Source organism: Lysinibacillus zambalensis (genome assembly GCF_040183165.1).
Taxonomy (GTDB): Bacteria; Bacillota; Bacilli; order Bacillales_A; family Planococcaceae; genus Lysinibacillus; species Lysinibacillus zambalensis.
This window is the reverse complement of sequence record NZ_JBEGDG010000001.1, coordinates 114225-129302: the sequence shown is the minus strand read 5'-3', so window position 1 is coordinate 129302 and position 15078 is coordinate 114225. Positions and strand designations below refer to the sequence as shown.

Sequence of the window (15078 nt, the reverse complement as noted above, 5' to 3'; positions counted from 1 at the left end):
TTAATGAAATAATAAAAGCCATTGTTTTGAAAAAGATTAATCAAAACAATGGCTCTCTTTATTTCGAATATTATACTTCAGGAAGTATCTCTACCTTTACTTTTAGTTTGATATCTACTGGATGCTCTTCCTCTATTACTCGGTAAGTTATGACATAAGCTCCTTTGGGAAATCCTTTAAATAGCTTTTCAAAACTTTCGTTACCGTTTAAAATACCATTTGCAATTTTTTCTTCTTTACCTACATTTTGAATTTTGTAATAAAACCTTTTCGTTCCAGTATTTGATACGGACACTCTAAATGGAAAATCTTCCTCATAAGTAAAATATGATTTACTTTCACCTATAGGGGACGATACCTCTTCATATATTTTAATAGGACGAGAACCTATTGATTCATCGCCTTTTTCCGTATTGGTGATATCTACGACAACAGGTTTATCGTCTTTCTCCTTATGTTTGCTATCCAAAACAACAGGGTCTTTTTTTACAGCCTCTGAAGTTTCATTTTTGAAGGGTACTTCTGTTTTAGATGAAAATGTAGTACACCCAGATAAGAGTATAATAGAAGTGCATATAATAATTAACTTATAAATTCTCATAACTTCTCCTAACTAAAAATAGTAAACAATGATAATTATACCATTAATCAAGAAGGGAATGCTCTAGGTCCTTACTTTCTTTTTGTGACTTGTTTCCTTTCTTTAGAACTTCAAAAAAGCCCAACTTCTCAATATTACTATCGAGAAATTGGACCATTCACCATAAATTTTTCAATAATCGGAAGATCATTTTAGGGATAAATATTAAAATGTTCCAAATTATTTCTGATACGATTGAATTTTTAATTGCTATAATAACTTCTTTAATATAATATCGAGTTTTGCTTTTTTTCATTCTTTGTATTAATTCTTTAATATAATTTCGAGCTTTGCTTTTTTTCATTCTTTGTATTTAGTCTCCTAGAAGTTCAATAGTGCTTAACTTTGATGAATGTTTTTTATTTCTTTTATTTGTTCAATATGTCGTTGTTCATGAATAGAAACTAGTTCTACCCATTGATCGAGGGGTAAATCGCCAAGAAAAGGATGTTTATAGGATTTTTCTGCTAATAAAGATGGATCTTCAATTGTATCAAGGAATGCTGTAAATTTACCTCTCGATTCGTCAAGTAACTCAATAATTTGCTGAACTGTAAAAAAGTCTTCAGCTGGAACAACAAATTCTGGCGCTGGGACTTTCTTTGTTCTATCTGCGATAATATGAATATTTTTACGTCCCGCTTGCTTACTATTTTCTTGTTTTAATGCCCATGCAATCAATCTTATGAAAGATGCCTCCGTTAAAGTTAAATGATGGCAAACCTGTGCTATACTCCAACTGTTTGCATCAGGCTTAGCGTTGAATTGAGTATCACTTAATAATTTGATCTCCTCTACTAAGTTATTTCTTGTTTCACATAGGTGATCGTTAATTAATTGACTCATATGATATCTCCTCCACTTAGTGTTTTTTACTCCCTTTTCTGTATATGTTTTATATGATGTGAAGTATTCTATATTTGTTTATATCAGTATTCGTTTTCCGGTCTTTGCAGATTTTCGATTGCCTCTAACAATCGATGTAGTTTGACAGCGTCATTAAAATTCGGAATATGTCTTGTGCACTCAAATATATCTTTTGCCAACAACGTATACGCTTGATTCACATAGTTTATAGCGTCATTATTTAGTTATGATGGCATTTTTAGTTCTTCATATAAAACATCTTTAGAATTAAACAAATTAGTAGGGTGTATCATTTTTTCAATGATAAGATGACCAAATTGGACATGGCCATAGGAATTTTTTTGTGTTAAGCGAAATGCACCCTTTTCTCCCCTGATTTCTAATTGAAAAGCCGGATAAACTCCGCCTTGGATATGTATAGATGCTGAAGTATTACGCCAATCGAAAAACAGTTTATTGAGCTAACAAACTCTATTGATGAAATGGAAGCTAACAACAAATAATAGTGCCAAAAAGCCGATTCCTACAAGTAAGCATAATCGGCTTTTTTTAGTTGCCTATTTTATTCAATGAATTGCTCTCTACTACGAACAATATTGAATGGATTGTTTTCGAGTACATGTTGCAGCTCTTCATTTTCAATATGTGTATAGATTTGTGTTGTTGCCACACTTGAGTGCCCCAGTATGTGCTGAAGACTTCGAATATCCGCTCCTGATTTATACATCATTGTTGCGGATGTATGACGTAACTTATGTGGTGTCAGTCGTTCTTTTTGGAGTCCAGATTGTTGATTAATTCGTTTAACGATTTTAGCGACGGTTTGACGAGTAAATCGTGTTCCTTTTTGTGAGATGAAAAGGGGCTCTTCTCCCTCACCTTTAAATGGTGTTTTCCCGCTATTTTCATAGTCTGCAAGTGCCTGTACACAGCTATCATTCAAATAAACAGTCCGTTCTTTATTCCCTTTCCCAACAACTGTTAAGTAGCGCCCTTGTATGGATGACTTATTTAGCTGGCAAAGCTCTGTCACACGAATTCCTAAATTCAAGAAAAACATCATCATACAATAGTTTCTCGGTGAAGCTCGATTTGGCTGGATCCCGTCGATAAATTGCGTCGCTTCCTCGATATTCATATAGATTGGTCTTTTCCGTCCTATTTTTGGTGTTTCTAATTCATCTGCCGGATTTTCCTCTACAAGGCGACGTTTCCCTTTCAAGTATTTAAAAAATGACTTCAACGTTGCTACTTTACGCGCTCTTGCTGATGCAGAATTTCCACGCTGCACCTCGCAATATTCCATAAATAAATATAGATCTTCTAAGGTCATCTCACGAATTTCTTCAATTGAAATAGTAGAAATATCTATTTTCGTCAAATCTGATAGTTCATGTTCATTCTGAATGGCTATGTAAAAACGGAAGAATAATGTCAAATCATATTCATATTCTTTTCTAGTACGTTGAGACTTCCCTTTAATGGTTGTTAAATAAACTAGGAAATCTCTCATTATTTTTGGTAGCTTAGGCTTTTCCATAAAATCACCTCTATTTGCTCTATTTTACCATGAAAAAACGTTCCCAAATATAAATTTGGGAACTTTATGATGAAATAAATGATATCTTTTAATAAACAGAACGTATGTTCTTTTATTTAGGTGACAAAAAAAGATGATTCCCTTTTAGAAAGAAAATCACCTTTTTTTAAAAGTTTTTTAGAAGTTTTCACTTTTTAGGCATAAATCACAAAAAAAATGAATATTTAAATCTAGTGGACTAAATGAACTATGCGCTGTGAGACGATTCGAAAAATGAAAAGATGGGTAACTGTACATGTCGATTCCTCTCATAACACGCGTGGAATTATTTGGATTTCGTCAAGTCCGGGCGCATTTTTTCCTGTAAGTCAGTGAAGCGTCCATTACGCCAGGACAAAATCCGTTTACGAAATAAAGATGCTATATGTCCCATCTACTTGTTTTGTTAAAGACCAATTTGTTGATAGCATACGTTGAAGCTTCTCTATTGTTTCCTCATTACAAGTTAAATGTTGGATTCCTGTTTCTAATAATTGATAATCCTTACCTTCTTCTAATTGGAAGCGAAGATACAGTAGACGTTGAATGCCTGGCAAAGTTACATATTTGATACGGTAGTTACCATGCAAAGCGTCCAAAAATAATTGTTCCCCTTCTTGAAAAAGTGCCATTGTTTCGGAAAATTCATAGTTTGGTACTTTTTCCTGCCAAACTGATAAATCCCCTGTTTGCAATGTACGCACAATCTCCTCATTAGTAAAATCTAATTTCGAAAGCTTGTCTAGTTCATAAGCTTGCATTAAATTAATGATTGTCATTTTTACTAGCTCCTTTTATGTATTTATCTACATTTCTCTAAAAATGATGAGATGAATGCGGATGTGGTTCCTTTTCAATTAGTACCCATTTACTACAATTACGCCAAGGCGAAATTGATTCATATTTAGTGTAACACGTTTTCTCTACTACTTAAATTCGGAGGGCGATCCATATGATGAAGTTTTACGAATCTGGTTTGTTTTTTGATGAAATGTTAGATGGCAATCAACCGAAGCCTCATTATCGGTCTTTCCACCATAAGCTCAATGCATTCACAAAGGACCAATTAGAGGAAAAATATCAGCAAGCACAATCTAGATTCCTTAAACAAGGCATTACATTTACCGTATATGGAGCACAAGGTGGAACAGAAAGGACAATGCCCTTTGATTTTATACCTATTATTATTCCACATGAACAGTGGCAAGAAATAGAAGCTGGGATGAAGCAACGTGTAAAAGCGTTAAATTGCTTTCTACATGATGTTTACAATGAACAATCTATTTTTAAGGATGGGCTTATTCCGAGAGAGCTCATTGAAAACAATCCGTATTATTATAAAGAAATGCTTGGTGTAAAAGTACCTATCGATAATCATATTTTTTTAGCTGGCATCGATTTGATTCGTGATGAAAATGGTGTTTATTACGTGTTAGAAGATAATTTACGCAATCCTTCAGGTATTTCCTACGTTTTTCAAAATCGATCTGTGATGAAGGAAGTGTATCCTGAATTTTTCTCTAAACATACGATCCAGTCACTTGATAAACAAATGGCCTTTATGAAGAAGGCACTCCTTGCTCATCGGCCACCTTGTATGGAGCCAAATAGAGAACCTAAAGCTGTCCTTTTAACAGCCGGCATGTATAATTCGGCCTATTACGATCATGTTTTTTTAGCACAACAGCTCAATATTCAGCTTGTTGAAGGCCGTGATTTAGTGGTCCGAGATGATAAGGTGTACATGAAGACTATCTACGGTCTAGAACAAATCGATATTATTTATCGTCGAATTGATGATGATTTCCTAGATCCTGTTGTTTTTCGTAAGGATTCTTTACTCGGGGTACCGCATATTATGGAGGCTTATAAAGCTGGAAATATTGCTATTTTAAATGCAGTTGGTAACGGTGTTGCTGATGATAAGGCGATGTATGCCTATGTACCGGATATGATTCGTTACTATTTGAATGAGGAACCTATTTTACGTAATGTGAAAACTTATCATCTAGCTGATCATCGTCAATTAACTTGGGTTCTTGAGCATATAAGAGAACTTGTTATAAAAAATGTTAGTGCCTCTGGTGGCTATGATATGCTTATTGGTCCGCATGCGAGTGATGAAGAAATCGCTATTTATAAAGAAAAAATTATGGAAAACCCACATCAATACATTGCACAGCCAACGATTAGTTTATCTAGAGCACCTGCTTTCCAGGATGGAAGATTTTATCCTTGTCATGTTGATTTACGTGTATATGTGATGAAGGGTGAAGATATTTATGTGCTTCCTGGCGGTTTATCACGTGTAGCATTAAAAGAAGGATCTTTAGTCGTAAATTCTTCACAAGGTGGAGGAGCAAAAGATACGTGGATATTAAAGGAGGAATTGCAATATGCTAAGTCGAGTAGCCGATGCACTATACTGGATGGCACGATATAGTGAACGATCACAATCGAATGCACATATATTACAAGTACAGCTGTTGAATATGTTGGAGCAATCTGGCAATGAAAATGAATACATCGATCATTGGGAAGCGGTGTTGAATATTTGCGCCTCGAAGGAAGAATACTTGACCTTATATGAGTCGATTCGAGTTAATCCACTTATCGAATATCTACTCTTTTCTACTAATAACTGTAACGCTCTTCATGCTACTTTATGTGCCGTTAGAGAAAATGCGCGTGTAACTCGAGATAGCATTCCCATTGAGCTTTGGGAATTGCAAAATGACTTTTATTTATCCTTACAGCAAGAACTATTGGAACGTGAAAGACCTATTCCACTTATTGTTCTTAACTCTTTTTTACAAAATGTTCGTAAAACTTCATTAACGGTGACAGGGCTTATCGAAGGTTCGATGGATCGAGATGTACCGTTTTATTTCATACAAGTTGGGAAATGGTTAGAGCGTGCAGAAAAAACGATTCGTATGGCTTTAATTATACTGGAGCAACATAAGGAGATAGCTATCTCCTTAGTAGAAGCGGACGGTTCGTTTTTACTCGATTTATCAGAGGCGACGGAGTCTTATTTACAAAAGCATCGCCAAACTAACTTACTATGTGTGCTCCAATATTTATTACAAGATAAGCATTCTCCACGTTCAGTGATGTTTTGCTTACAAAAATTAGAGGAAGCATTTATTTGTTTAGAAAACGATCCTCTTTCAGCTAGATTTTTAGAGCTTCATGCTCCATTAGAAAATTTATTGTTTGCTATCATGAATGTAGATGTTTGGAATAGTACATTAGAAGAAACAATTTTATTAATGGAGGAAAAATTGTGTCAATGTATTGATTTAGGCAATACATTTTCAACAATATATCATTTATATGAACCCAGCGTACAACCTTGAAAGGAATCAACGACAGCTCCCTATCAACAAGCAAGTCAGTAATTCAAAGGAAGCGGACACTATGAAATTTGAAATTCAACATACTAATATTTTTCAATATGAGTCTGAAGTCGATCAAAGCTTAAATACAATCCGCTTAAAGCCAAGAGGCGATGAGCGTCAGCGCTTATTATCCTATCGCATTGCCATTACACCTTCATCTTTAACACGTGAGCATACTGATATATGGGGCAATACAGTTGGCACTTTTTATATACCAGAGCAGCATCAAGAACTAGAAATTCAAACAACCTCTATTGTCAGCATTCAACGTGCACCATTTATTCATCGTATTCAATATTCACCAGAGATGCAGACGATTTTTCACTCGCAATTGTTTTATGAACATTATTTGCCCTATATAAAGTTTACACAATTTACGTATATGACAGAAAATCAGTTAGAGGAAGTTTATCATGCCATTGGTCATGCTGAAAATCCTGTACTATTTTCATTAAATTTAATGCAATATTTATACTCAACTTTTGAATACGATCCGGGTGCAACCGATGTGAAAACTACGGCAAGTGAAGCCTTCGCCCTGAAGCGAGGTGTTTGCCAGGATTTCACACATGTCATGCTGGCCGTGCTAAGAGCTAAAGGAATTCCAGCGCGTTATGTGAGCGGTTATTTATATGTGGACGAAAACTCTGCCTTGATCGGAGATATTGCAACCCATGCTTGGGTAGAAGTCATGATACCGGGAATCGGCTGGATTGGTCTAGATCCAACTAATAATGTTGAAGTATTAGAACATCACATTATTTTATGCATTGGCCGTGATTATTCCGATATAAGCCCTGTTGAAGGTGTTTATTCAGGTGGAAAGCATAATTTAACAGTTAAAGTGAGTGTCAAAGCATTGAGTCATTTGTGACAAATAACGGTAATGGTTTAAATTAAACCCTTGATTTTTCTATCTAAGTAGAAGAATCAGGGGTTTTGTTATGAACTATTGATTTGAAAACGGTAAATCTCGGTAATCCAACTATTATTTACATATTTTCAACATTATTAAGTGTTATAAGACTTTTATACAATATCCATTTCTTTTCCTATTTTCTTCATTTTATTTATAACTGTATTGAGCTGCTCCCTTGTATGTGTAGCCATCACTGTAATCCGCAATCGGCTTGACCCTTTTGGCACAGTTGGTGGTCGAATCGCTGGAATAAAGACACCTTCATCCATAAGTTTCTCAGAAAATTGCACAGCTTCATGGGAATCACCAATAAGTAGAGTTATAATTGGCGTTTCCCCCTCATTAACTACAAAACCGGATTCCTCCAATTTCAAACGTAAATACGTAGCATTATTCAGCAATTGTTCCCTTCGTTCGGGCTCATTTTGAATAATGGATATCCCTTCTCGCGCGGCTTCAATCGCACTTGGAGATAAACCTGTTTGGAAAATAAATGTTCTAGCGTTATTTAGTAAATAGTTCTTTGCAATTGTCGACGTCGCCACAAAGCCACCCTCTGCACCAATCGCTTTACTCAACGTGCCCACTGTAAAAGCAATCTGATCTTTCAACCCAAAATAATCAGCAGTACCACGACCATCAGTTCCTAAGACACCTGTCACATGCGCATCATCAATCATTATGTAAGCATTGTATTCCTTTGCTAGCGCAACGATTTCGGGAAGTGGAGCAATATCACCATCCATACTAAAGACGCCATCCGTCACAATTAACTTCTTTCCATCTCCACGTGATTGCTTCAATTTATGCTCTAAATCCACCATATCAGCATGTTCATAAACAATAGTTTTTGCTTGACTGAGGCGACAACCATCTATAATACTCGCATGATTCCAGGCATCAGAAAATATAATATCACCTGCCTTCATCACACTCGAAATCACGCCAATATTCGCTAAATAACCACTGCTGAAAACAATGGCAGCTTCAGTTTTTTTCAAATCCGCAATTTCAGATTCAAGCTGTTCATGAATATCGAAATTTCCAGTTGTTAATCTCGAACCACCAGCTCCTGTACCATATTTACTAATACCTTCCGATGCTTTCTTTTTCAACCGAGAATCTGTTGCAAGACCTAAATAGTTATTAGATGAAAAAAGCAAGAATTTCTTACCACTTATGATTACCTCGCTCTCATTGCCATTTGAAAACGAACGTAACTTCCTTGTCAATCCTTTCTCTTCTATTAATTGTAGTTCCCGTTGAAACCAATGATCCATTTTTAATCCCTCCTAATGAGAACCGGTACGCTTTCTAAATAGTTTATAAAAGATTCTAGTTCAACTTCATCAGACACAAAATAAACACGTCCTCCACTTTCACAGCCATCCCTTTTTAACGGAGTAATTCTGACATAGCCAATGCCACGATTACTTACATATCCAGTCACGTAATCTGGATCATCAGACCAACATAATTCTGCAATTGTAAACGGAGAATTTGCCACTTTCGACGCCAGAGCCAACGCTTCACCTACCCGTTCATTAAGGTCTCCATCAGCATCTTGCCAATCGATTCGTGATACACGCACACCCTTTTGTCCTCGTTCGTCAAGCCGTAAGCCAGTTTTACTATTTAGGATGATTGCCCCACGGAGATTTTGATTACTACTAAGTTGATGAAAAGCAACATCCAGTGCATGCTCTGAAACACCTAATGAGGTTAGTATCTTTCTTGCTTCACTACGTGCCTTTTCGATCGAAGCCTCCTCAACTGTTGTAACTTCTAATGGTGATATATACTGAATCTGGTCATGCGCAATTTTTTCAACGGTAATTTGAATAAAGTCAGCATCGCCACGTGAATGATTACTTGCTTTCTTCAATAACTGTTTTACAATTGGCTCTACCTGAGATTTACTACCTATCCGTTCACCACCAGATATATGTTTTTCCCCTAGTTCAGGACTTCTTTCAGCTGCACGCATTCGAATGCTATAACACGCTTTTAACATGATGATTACCTGCTACTTTCTTATTAATTGTATGTAACATTTTCGTTATGGGATAGACACTAACAGCTGTGATTACCATACCTGGAATAGCCACAGCTAATAACGGTAAAAATGGAGTCCCTAACGTATAAGCCAAACCAAATCTAGCAATCGTTGTTCCAATTGGGCCCGCCAAAACGAGTACTGGAATTGAAGTCCCAAATAAAACAATGAGTAGGCCTACAGTCAATCGGAAAATCAATGCGATCTCCACATTTAAGATCGAGTGTATCCCAAGTAAAAATAAGATTAAACTTGCAATAATCCCCGCTAGAAAATACCGCTTAAACCCAAATACCGCTGCAATCGCAACTGCTATGGGTGCTGATAATTGAAATTCAGACCCAGGAATACCTGTTGGAATTTTAAACATGCCTGTAATGATAATAAGACATGCTAGCAATGAAATCTGAGCAAGATCATAAGTAGAAAACTTTCGGGTCATTTTTTTCCTCCATCTTACTTTTTAAATTAACATGTAATAACTTTATGTTATTTCCTCCTATTCTTCATTTGTGTTAACTTATTTTTATTTTAAGTTAACACAAATGAAGGTTGAAAAGTAGATAAAATGGTAGGATTTTTTATTATTTATGAAAATAGTTTTTGTTACTTATCAAAGGTTTAAATAAAAACCCCTGATTTTTCTACGCTAAGCAGAAGAATCAGGGGTTTTATTAAAATCTACTGCTTTTTAATCTGCATAAGAGAACGTATACAAAAAACTTCTTCGTTCTTGTCTACTTATCAACTTATTTTGCGTTTATAAAATAAACTAGATGATCAGTCCATTTGTCGTCCTCGAATATGAATCCTTTCCTCGTGCATTCATACACCATTCCAACACTTTCTGCTAACTTTATAGATGCTATATTATCAAGGTTTATATGAGCTTCTATTCGATGATAATGTAATTTTTTAAACGCTAGATCTAAGGCAGCTTTTACAGCCTCTTTCCCATAACCTTTTCTCCAAAACTGGTTATGAATTGTATATCCGAACCTGGCCCATTGAAATTCTTCCCTCATAATTGTCGAAAAGTCTATAAAACCAATATGAGTATTATCTTCTTTTCTAAACACTCCAAATACATAGACCTTGTCATCTTCAGCCATTTGCTGATGTTTAGTAACTAAATCACGAAACCATTCTTTCGTACAGATGCTCATATCTAATTTACCTTGATCGTATTTATGTTGAGAAGGTAAACGATTTTCATACTGGGTTAGCCAAGAAGAATAATCACCTTCTTCAAGAAATCGAATAACTAATCTTTCTGTTTCAGTTCTTATTTTATTCAATCGAACACCTCATCTAAAATTACTTCCTAATCTTGTATAGTATATTCGATAAAAGTGAATTATCTCCTTCTTATTAAACTAGTATCTAATTCAAATAACAGATGTCCATTTTATTTAGATTGATTAATTGTCCCTTTCATATATTCAGGTAGAATTAATGTCCCTTGCTTAAATTCTTTTAGTGAAAACATCATTGGTTCACAATTGCCACCAACTCCAATTATAATGCTCAAATCTTTTGGGCAATAGACAACTGTATGTAATGTTCCAAAGAACTCTTTATAGTGCTTACAAAAAATCGGAGAACTTTCATCATTGAAGTGCTGATAACTAGACATAGGTGATAAAATTTCAGATAATAAGGAACTCACATAATCCTTACGTTTTATTGATCCTTGTACGCTAATACCGTTTTTCTCCCTCAATATATCTGACTCAAAGTGATTGGTACAAATAAGAGGACTTGTTATATTGATAATCTGTTGTTGTGGAGAAGCTTCTACTATTACACTTGTTCCACTTTGATCTGTTATGGAGTAATTGTAGCAATATCCATGAGGTATATTAGTGATGAAGTTTAGCGCTTCTTCAATATTTGCACATTGTTCTAATAGCATTCTAACAATAGTCGTTGCAATAAATCCCTCTTCTTTGTATTCGTTATTCACAAAATGTAACCCTACAATGAGCCCCTTTTCATTCATTCCATCAAGTCTTCCAATTATTTGTTGACTAAAGCCTACGCTAGCATAGCCATCTGTAGGATTAGTCCATACAAGCCTTGCATCGTACATTTCCGGACTAAAATCATAATTGCGTACATAATAACCATCATTTACTAATGTAGTACACCCCATTTGTGGAAATGCTACATCATAGCCACTAAAAAGTTTAATAGTATTATCTATTTCCATGTCTAATCCTTCTGCCAAGCCGATTAGTTCTTGAAAAAGATTCGGTGAAACATTCTTTATTATTTCCTTCGCCTTTTGTACATTTGAGTTAAAATTCAATTTCTCTAGCCGTTCCAATTGTTCTAAGGCTGTTAATGACTTTAATTCTCTACCTTGTTCCAAGCCAAATTGATAATAATTCCCTCTCAGTTCAACTATTCTTACAATTAACTCTTCATCATTTTTATACACTTTCCATTTCCCCCCTTTTTCCAAATTGTGTGACAGGCAATATTAAGTCGAGATTTGTAAAGTCATTCCCTCGATACCATTCTAGTATCGAACCTGTAGGAACCCAGTTATTTTCATTTGCATAGTTTATTAATTTACAATAACCGTCTCGAATTTTTGTGATTGAATCATTATAAGACATAGCTATGTATATACAAGCTGGCATTTGTTCTATCAAATCCGTTTCAATTAGCTTGTTTGGTTGTATGTCCAAAGGTATGCCGAAGCCAAATTGGACTTTAATCACGTCTTTTCCAGATATATATTTTAAATAACAATTTTTTATTGGGATATTTAATTTCTCAAGCTCTTTAGCTTTCTTACTAACAATTTCTCTGAACTCACCAATTTCTGATTCAGCAAAAAACCAAATAATTTTTTCTGCGCTTTTCTCTAATAGATATATATTTTTGCTAGTATTTTCACTTTCTAAGTAGCGTAAGCTAACATTTAAAATATCTAGCCTTCCCTTTATTATCTGAATCCAACTATCCACCATCTTTTGTCTCGATATTACATCGCTTTCCTTTAAATACACTTGAATATTTTTTATTGGTATATCTGCCAAACGTAAACTTGAGATTAATTTAGCTACTTCAACTTGATCTTCAGTATAAACCCGATATCCACTAGTGTCTCTATTAACTGAACGAAGTAAATTTTGTGCCTCATAATATCTTAATGCGCTTTTGGAAATACCAGTTCTTTCGGCAAAATCCTGTATTGTCATCAACTTACTCAAACTATTACACCACCTTAATTCAATGATACATCTTAAAGTTACTTTAAGGTCAAGAGAAAATTCAACATAAAAATCTACTATAAGTTTCCATTAAACGTCCTGTTCTTTACTTTTACTTACATCCATCTGCTTCATTTACTAAATATGACCTAGTGAATGGGCATGCTTTCTTCAGATTCTGTATCGCCACGAGCATCCTTGCACTTGGCTAGTCACTACTTCTGTCTTCGTGGGTTAGATATATTTTCTATAGATTACATCTATACTGACAGCACAAAAAAGTATAGGCCAAATTAGCCTATACTTTCACACCGCGACAAGTTAATCATAATCCTCTTCAAGAAATTGTCTTATAGCCATTTTTGTAATAGTACTATACCCCTCTTTTATTCGCCCAAACAAGGGCATGCAACTGTGGCAGTACTTTGACATCTGTTAATTCCTCATCCTTCATCACTTTATCTATCAGTGCATGATATTTATCTAATAAATGTAGTATTAATCGTGAATTGTCAGTCGTCGTGAGATCATCATTACCGACTTGAAGATAAAAAGGAATCGTTGGATATCGTTGGTGAATTTGTTTAGCATACTCGTAATCCTCTTGATTAAAAACGACTATTTTAAGAGATACATGATGATTACTGTTTCGATTTTCAAGTTTTTCGAAGATTTCAGAGAGCATCGAATAGTTTGTCGTCATACCAGAGCTAGGTGGCTTTGGGGAAATTGTCAACTCATCAATCTCATACATCCATTTTTGCCACCTACTACCTTGTGTTTCCACCCCGACCTTTATGTCATTTTCTTTTAAAATGGCAATGAGCTTCTCCAAATTTTGGATGAGTGCAGGGTTGCCGCCTGAAATCGTAACAAATGAAAAACCGCTGCCTCCGAGACGTTTCAGCTCAGACCAAATCTCCTCAGCTGTCATTTGAACAATAAGGTGCTTTCCACTGCCATCCCACGTAAACGATGAATCACACCAAGAACAGGAATAATCACAGCCGGCCGTTCTCACAAACATTGTCTTTTGGCCAACTACCATTCCTTCACCTTGAATCGTTGGTCCAAAAATCTCGATAACAGGTATCTTACTCAACTTCCATCCACTCCCGTCTCGCTTCTGCATAGCTAGTCGGAGTTTCATATAACCGGATAAACTCAACACGCGCACCGTTATATCTTTGTTCATCAAGCAAGGCCGCAGCCAACTTTTCGTAAATCCAAACAACAATATTTTCTGCCGTCGTATTCATTGGTGGAAGCGTTTCATTTAAATAACGATGATCCAAATGAATCTCTATCTTTTCTTTCCATATTCCTTTAATATCACCAAAATCAATCATCAAACCCCGTTCATCAGTGTAACCACTCAGTCCTAATATTACGCGATACGTATGACCGTGCAGGTTTTTACATTTCCCCTCATAGTTATGTAAATGATGAGCAGCATCGAAGGTAAATTCTTTACTTACGAGAACGCGCTTTGCATGATAGTTCAATTGATTTCTTTGAATATCTACATCTAGTTTTTGGAGCTTATCGACGATTCTAAAATCTGACATGCCTTATGACTCCTTCCTGTAACTCAAATACTCATCAAGCCCTTTTTTTCGCAGTTTACATGCTGGGCATTCACCACAGCCATCTGCTAGTACACCGTTATAGCAAGTTAACGTTCTTTCCCGAACAAATTCAAGTGCTCCAAACTGATCAGCAAGTTCCCATGTTTGTGCCTTATTCAGCCACATCAACGGTGTATCAATTACAAAGGAATCATCCATCGATAAATTTAACGTAACATTCAAGGATTTAATAAACACATCTCGGCAATCCGGATATCCGCTAAAATCCGTTTCACAAACGCCAGTTACAATATGCTTAGCTCCTACTTGGCTCGCTAAAACGCCCGCAAATGAAAGGAAGAGAAGATTTCGACCAGGTACAAAAGTCGATGGAAGCTCTCCATTTTCTCCGTCTTCTACCTTTATGTCTTGTCGTGTCAATGCATTCGGAGCAAGCTGATTCAGGAGTGACATATCAAGAATGTGATGCTTGACACCGAGCTCTTCTGTTATCATCTTTGCACATTCAATTTCAAGACGATGCCTTTGGCCATAATCAAAAGTTACTGCTTCAACCTCTTTAAAACGTTCTTTTGCCCAGAACAAACAAGTTGTACTGTCCTGACCTCCACTAAATACAACAATTGCTTTTTCCTGCTTCATCTGTAAAAACTCCCTTGTTTCAAGAAAACAGCACTATAAGAAAAAGTACTGCTTCTTTTAGTTTTTTTAGAGGGTAGCTAAATACCTCTTTCTTAATTGAACGATTCAATACCGTAGTTATCGATAATCAATTTTTTCCGAATTAAAATATTGTGTAC

Annotated in this window: 16 protein-coding genes; 3 read left to right on the top strand and 13 right to left on the bottom strand. The window is 35.6% G+C overall.

Features of this window, described 5'->3' with window-relative positions; translation table 11 throughout:
* Positions 1 to 70 precede the first annotated feature (70 nt).
* The 4 genes from ABNX05_RS00640 to ABNX05_RS00625 form a co-directional block, all read right to left on the bottom strand.
* A complete protein-coding gene (locus ABNX05_RS00640) occupies positions 71 to 601 on the bottom strand; it encodes a hypothetical protein (protein WP_349657908.1) in 531 nt (176 codons plus the stop codon).
* 378 nt (positions 602 to 979) lie between these two features.
* Positions 980 to 1486: a DinB family protein gene (locus tag ABNX05_RS00635; RefSeq protein ID WP_349657907.1), complete on the bottom strand. Its 507-nt coding sequence runs from the start codon at positions 1484 to 1486 to the stop codon at positions 980 to 982.
* A 583-nt stretch (positions 1487 to 2069) separates the two neighbouring features.
* A complete protein-coding gene (locus ABNX05_RS00630; RefSeq protein WP_349657906.1) occupies positions 2070 to 3047 on the bottom strand; it encodes a tyrosine recombinase XerC in 978 nt (325 codons plus the stop codon).
* 404 nt (positions 3048 to 3451) lie between these two features.
* Positions 3452 to 3865: a hypothetical protein gene (locus tag ABNX05_RS00625; protein WP_349657905.1), complete on the bottom strand. Its 414-nt coding sequence runs from the start codon at positions 3863 to 3865 to the stop codon at positions 3452 to 3454.
* A 173-nt stretch (positions 3866 to 4038) separates the two neighbouring features.
* Between ABNX05_RS00625 and ABNX05_RS00620 the strand changes: the two genes are divergently transcribed.
* From ABNX05_RS00620 to ABNX05_RS00610, 3 genes are all read left to right on the top strand, one after another.
* Complete coding sequence (locus ABNX05_RS00620) at positions 4039 to 5529, top strand: circularly permuted type 2 ATP-grasp protein (protein WP_349657904.1); 1491 nt, start codon at positions 4039 to 4041, stop codon at positions 5527 to 5529.
* On the top strand, positions 5483 to 6448 hold the full coding sequence (locus ABNX05_RS00615) for an alpha-E domain-containing protein (protein WP_349657903.1): 966 nt from the start codon (positions 5483 to 5485) through the stop codon (positions 6446 to 6448). The genes ABNX05_RS00620 and ABNX05_RS00615 overlap by 47 nt, the downstream gene beginning before the upstream one ends.
* Positions 6449 to 6509: 61 nt before the next feature.
* Positions 6510 to 7364 carry a transglutaminase family protein gene (locus tag ABNX05_RS00610; RefSeq protein ID WP_349657902.1) on the top strand — a complete coding sequence of 285 codons (855 nt, stop codon included), beginning with the start codon at positions 6510 to 6512 and terminating at the stop codon, positions 7362 to 7364.
* Positions 7365 to 7519: 155 nt separating this feature from the next.
* On the opposite strand, the gene bioF is transcribed toward ABNX05_RS00610, so the two are convergent.
* The 9 genes from bioF to queC all read right to left on the bottom strand — a co-directional run bounded on the left by bioF (position 7520) and on the right by queC (position 14920).
* Entirely contained in the window at positions 7520 to 8689 is a 1170-nt protein-coding gene (gene bioF, locus ABNX05_RS00605; protein WP_349657901.1) for an 8-amino-7-oxononanoate synthase, read from the bottom strand.
* 2 nt (positions 8690 to 8691) lie between these two features.
* Positions 8692 to 9423, bottom strand: coding sequence for a 6-carboxyhexanoate--CoA ligase (bioW, locus tag ABNX05_RS00600; protein WP_349657900.1), 732 nt, complete (start codon positions 9421 to 9423; stop codon positions 8692 to 8694).
* Complete coding sequence (locus ABNX05_RS00595) at positions 9404 to 9907, bottom strand: hypothetical protein (protein ID WP_349657899.1); 504 nt, start codon at positions 9905 to 9907, stop codon at positions 9404 to 9406. Before ABNX05_RS00595 ends, bioW begins: the two co-directional genes overlap by 20 nt.
* 307 nt (positions 9908 to 10214) lie before the next feature.
* Entirely contained in the window at positions 10215 to 10763 is a 549-nt protein-coding gene (locus tag ABNX05_RS00590; protein WP_349657898.1) for a GNAT family N-acetyltransferase, read from the bottom strand.
* Between the two features lie 110 nt (positions 10764 to 10873).
* The gene (locus tag ABNX05_RS00585; RefSeq protein ID WP_349657897.1) at positions 10874 to 11908 is read right to left on the bottom strand and encodes a C45 family autoproteolytic acyltransferase/hydrolase; all 1035 of its coding nucleotides are present in this window, start codon (positions 11906 to 11908) and stop codon (positions 10874 to 10876) included.
* On the bottom strand, positions 11901 to 12689 hold the full coding sequence (locus tag ABNX05_RS00580; RefSeq protein ID WP_349657896.1) for a MerR family transcriptional regulator: 789 nt from the start codon (positions 12687 to 12689) through the stop codon (positions 11901 to 11903). Before ABNX05_RS00580 ends, ABNX05_RS00585 begins: the two co-directional genes overlap by 8 nt.
* 373 nt (positions 12690 to 13062) lie before the next feature.
* The gene (gene queE / locus ABNX05_RS00575) at positions 13063 to 13791 is read right to left on the bottom strand and encodes a 7-carboxy-7-deazaguanine synthase QueE (RefSeq protein WP_349657895.1); all 729 of its coding nucleotides are present in this window, start codon (positions 13789 to 13791) and stop codon (positions 13063 to 13065) included.
* Positions 13784 to 14257: a 6-carboxytetrahydropterin synthase QueD gene (queD, locus tag ABNX05_RS00570; protein ID WP_349657894.1), complete on the bottom strand. Its 474-nt coding sequence runs from the start codon at positions 14255 to 14257 to the stop codon at positions 13784 to 13786. Before queD ends, queE begins: the two co-directional genes overlap by 8 nt.
* A gap of 3 nt (positions 14258 to 14260) precedes the next feature.
* Positions 14261 to 14920 carry a 7-cyano-7-deazaguanine synthase QueC gene (gene queC / locus ABNX05_RS00565; protein ID WP_349657893.1) on the bottom strand — a complete coding sequence of 220 codons (660 nt, stop codon included), beginning with the start codon at positions 14918 to 14920 and terminating at the stop codon, positions 14261 to 14263.
* Positions 14921 to 15078 lie beyond the last annotated feature (158 nt).

Bases quoted from the DNA above. Each gene is read 5' to 3' on its own strand.
- ABNX05_RS00610 (WP_349657902.1), top strand. From the start codon at position 6,510: ATGAAATTTGAAATTCAACATACTAATATTTTTCAATATGAGTCTGAA.
- ABNX05_RS00640 (WP_349657908.1), bottom strand. From the start codon at position 601: ATGAGAATTTATAAGTTAATTATTATATGCACTTCTATTATACTCTTA.
- ABNX05_RS00615 (WP_349657903.1), top strand. From the start codon at position 5,483: ATGCTAAGTCGAGTAGCCGATGCACTATACTGGATGGCACGATATAGT.
- queC (WP_349657893.1), bottom strand. From the start codon at position 14,920: ATGAAGCAGGAAAAAGCAATTGTTGTATTTAGTGGAGGTCAGGACAGT.
- ABNX05_RS00630 (WP_349657906.1), bottom strand. From the start codon at position 3,047: ATGGAAAAGCCTAAGCTACCAAAAATAATGAGAGATTTCCTAGTTTAT.
- ABNX05_RS00635 (WP_349657907.1), bottom strand. From the start codon at position 1,486: ATGAGTCAATTAATTAACGATCACCTATGTGAAACAAGAAATAACTTA.
- bioF (WP_349657901.1), bottom strand. From the start codon at position 8,689: ATGGATCATTGGTTTCAACGGGAACTACAATTAATAGAAGAGAAAGGA.
- ABNX05_RS00625 (WP_349657905.1), bottom strand. From the start codon at position 3,865: ATGACAATCATTAATTTAATGCAAGCTTATGAACTAGACAAGCTTTCG.
- bioW (WP_349657900.1), bottom strand. From the start codon at position 9,423: ATGTTAAAAGCGTGTTATAGCATTCGAATGCGTGCAGCTGAAAGAAGT.
- ABNX05_RS00595 (WP_349657899.1), bottom strand. From the start codon at position 9,907: ATGACCCGAAAGTTTTCTACTTATGATCTTGCTCAGATTTCATTGCTA.
- queD (WP_349657894.1), bottom strand. From the start codon at position 14,257: ATGTCAGATTTTAGAATCGTCGATAAGCTCCAAAAACTAGATGTAGAT.
- ABNX05_RS00620 (WP_349657904.1), top strand. From the start codon at position 4,039: ATGATGAAGTTTTACGAATCTGGTTTGTTTTTTGATGAAATGTTAGAT.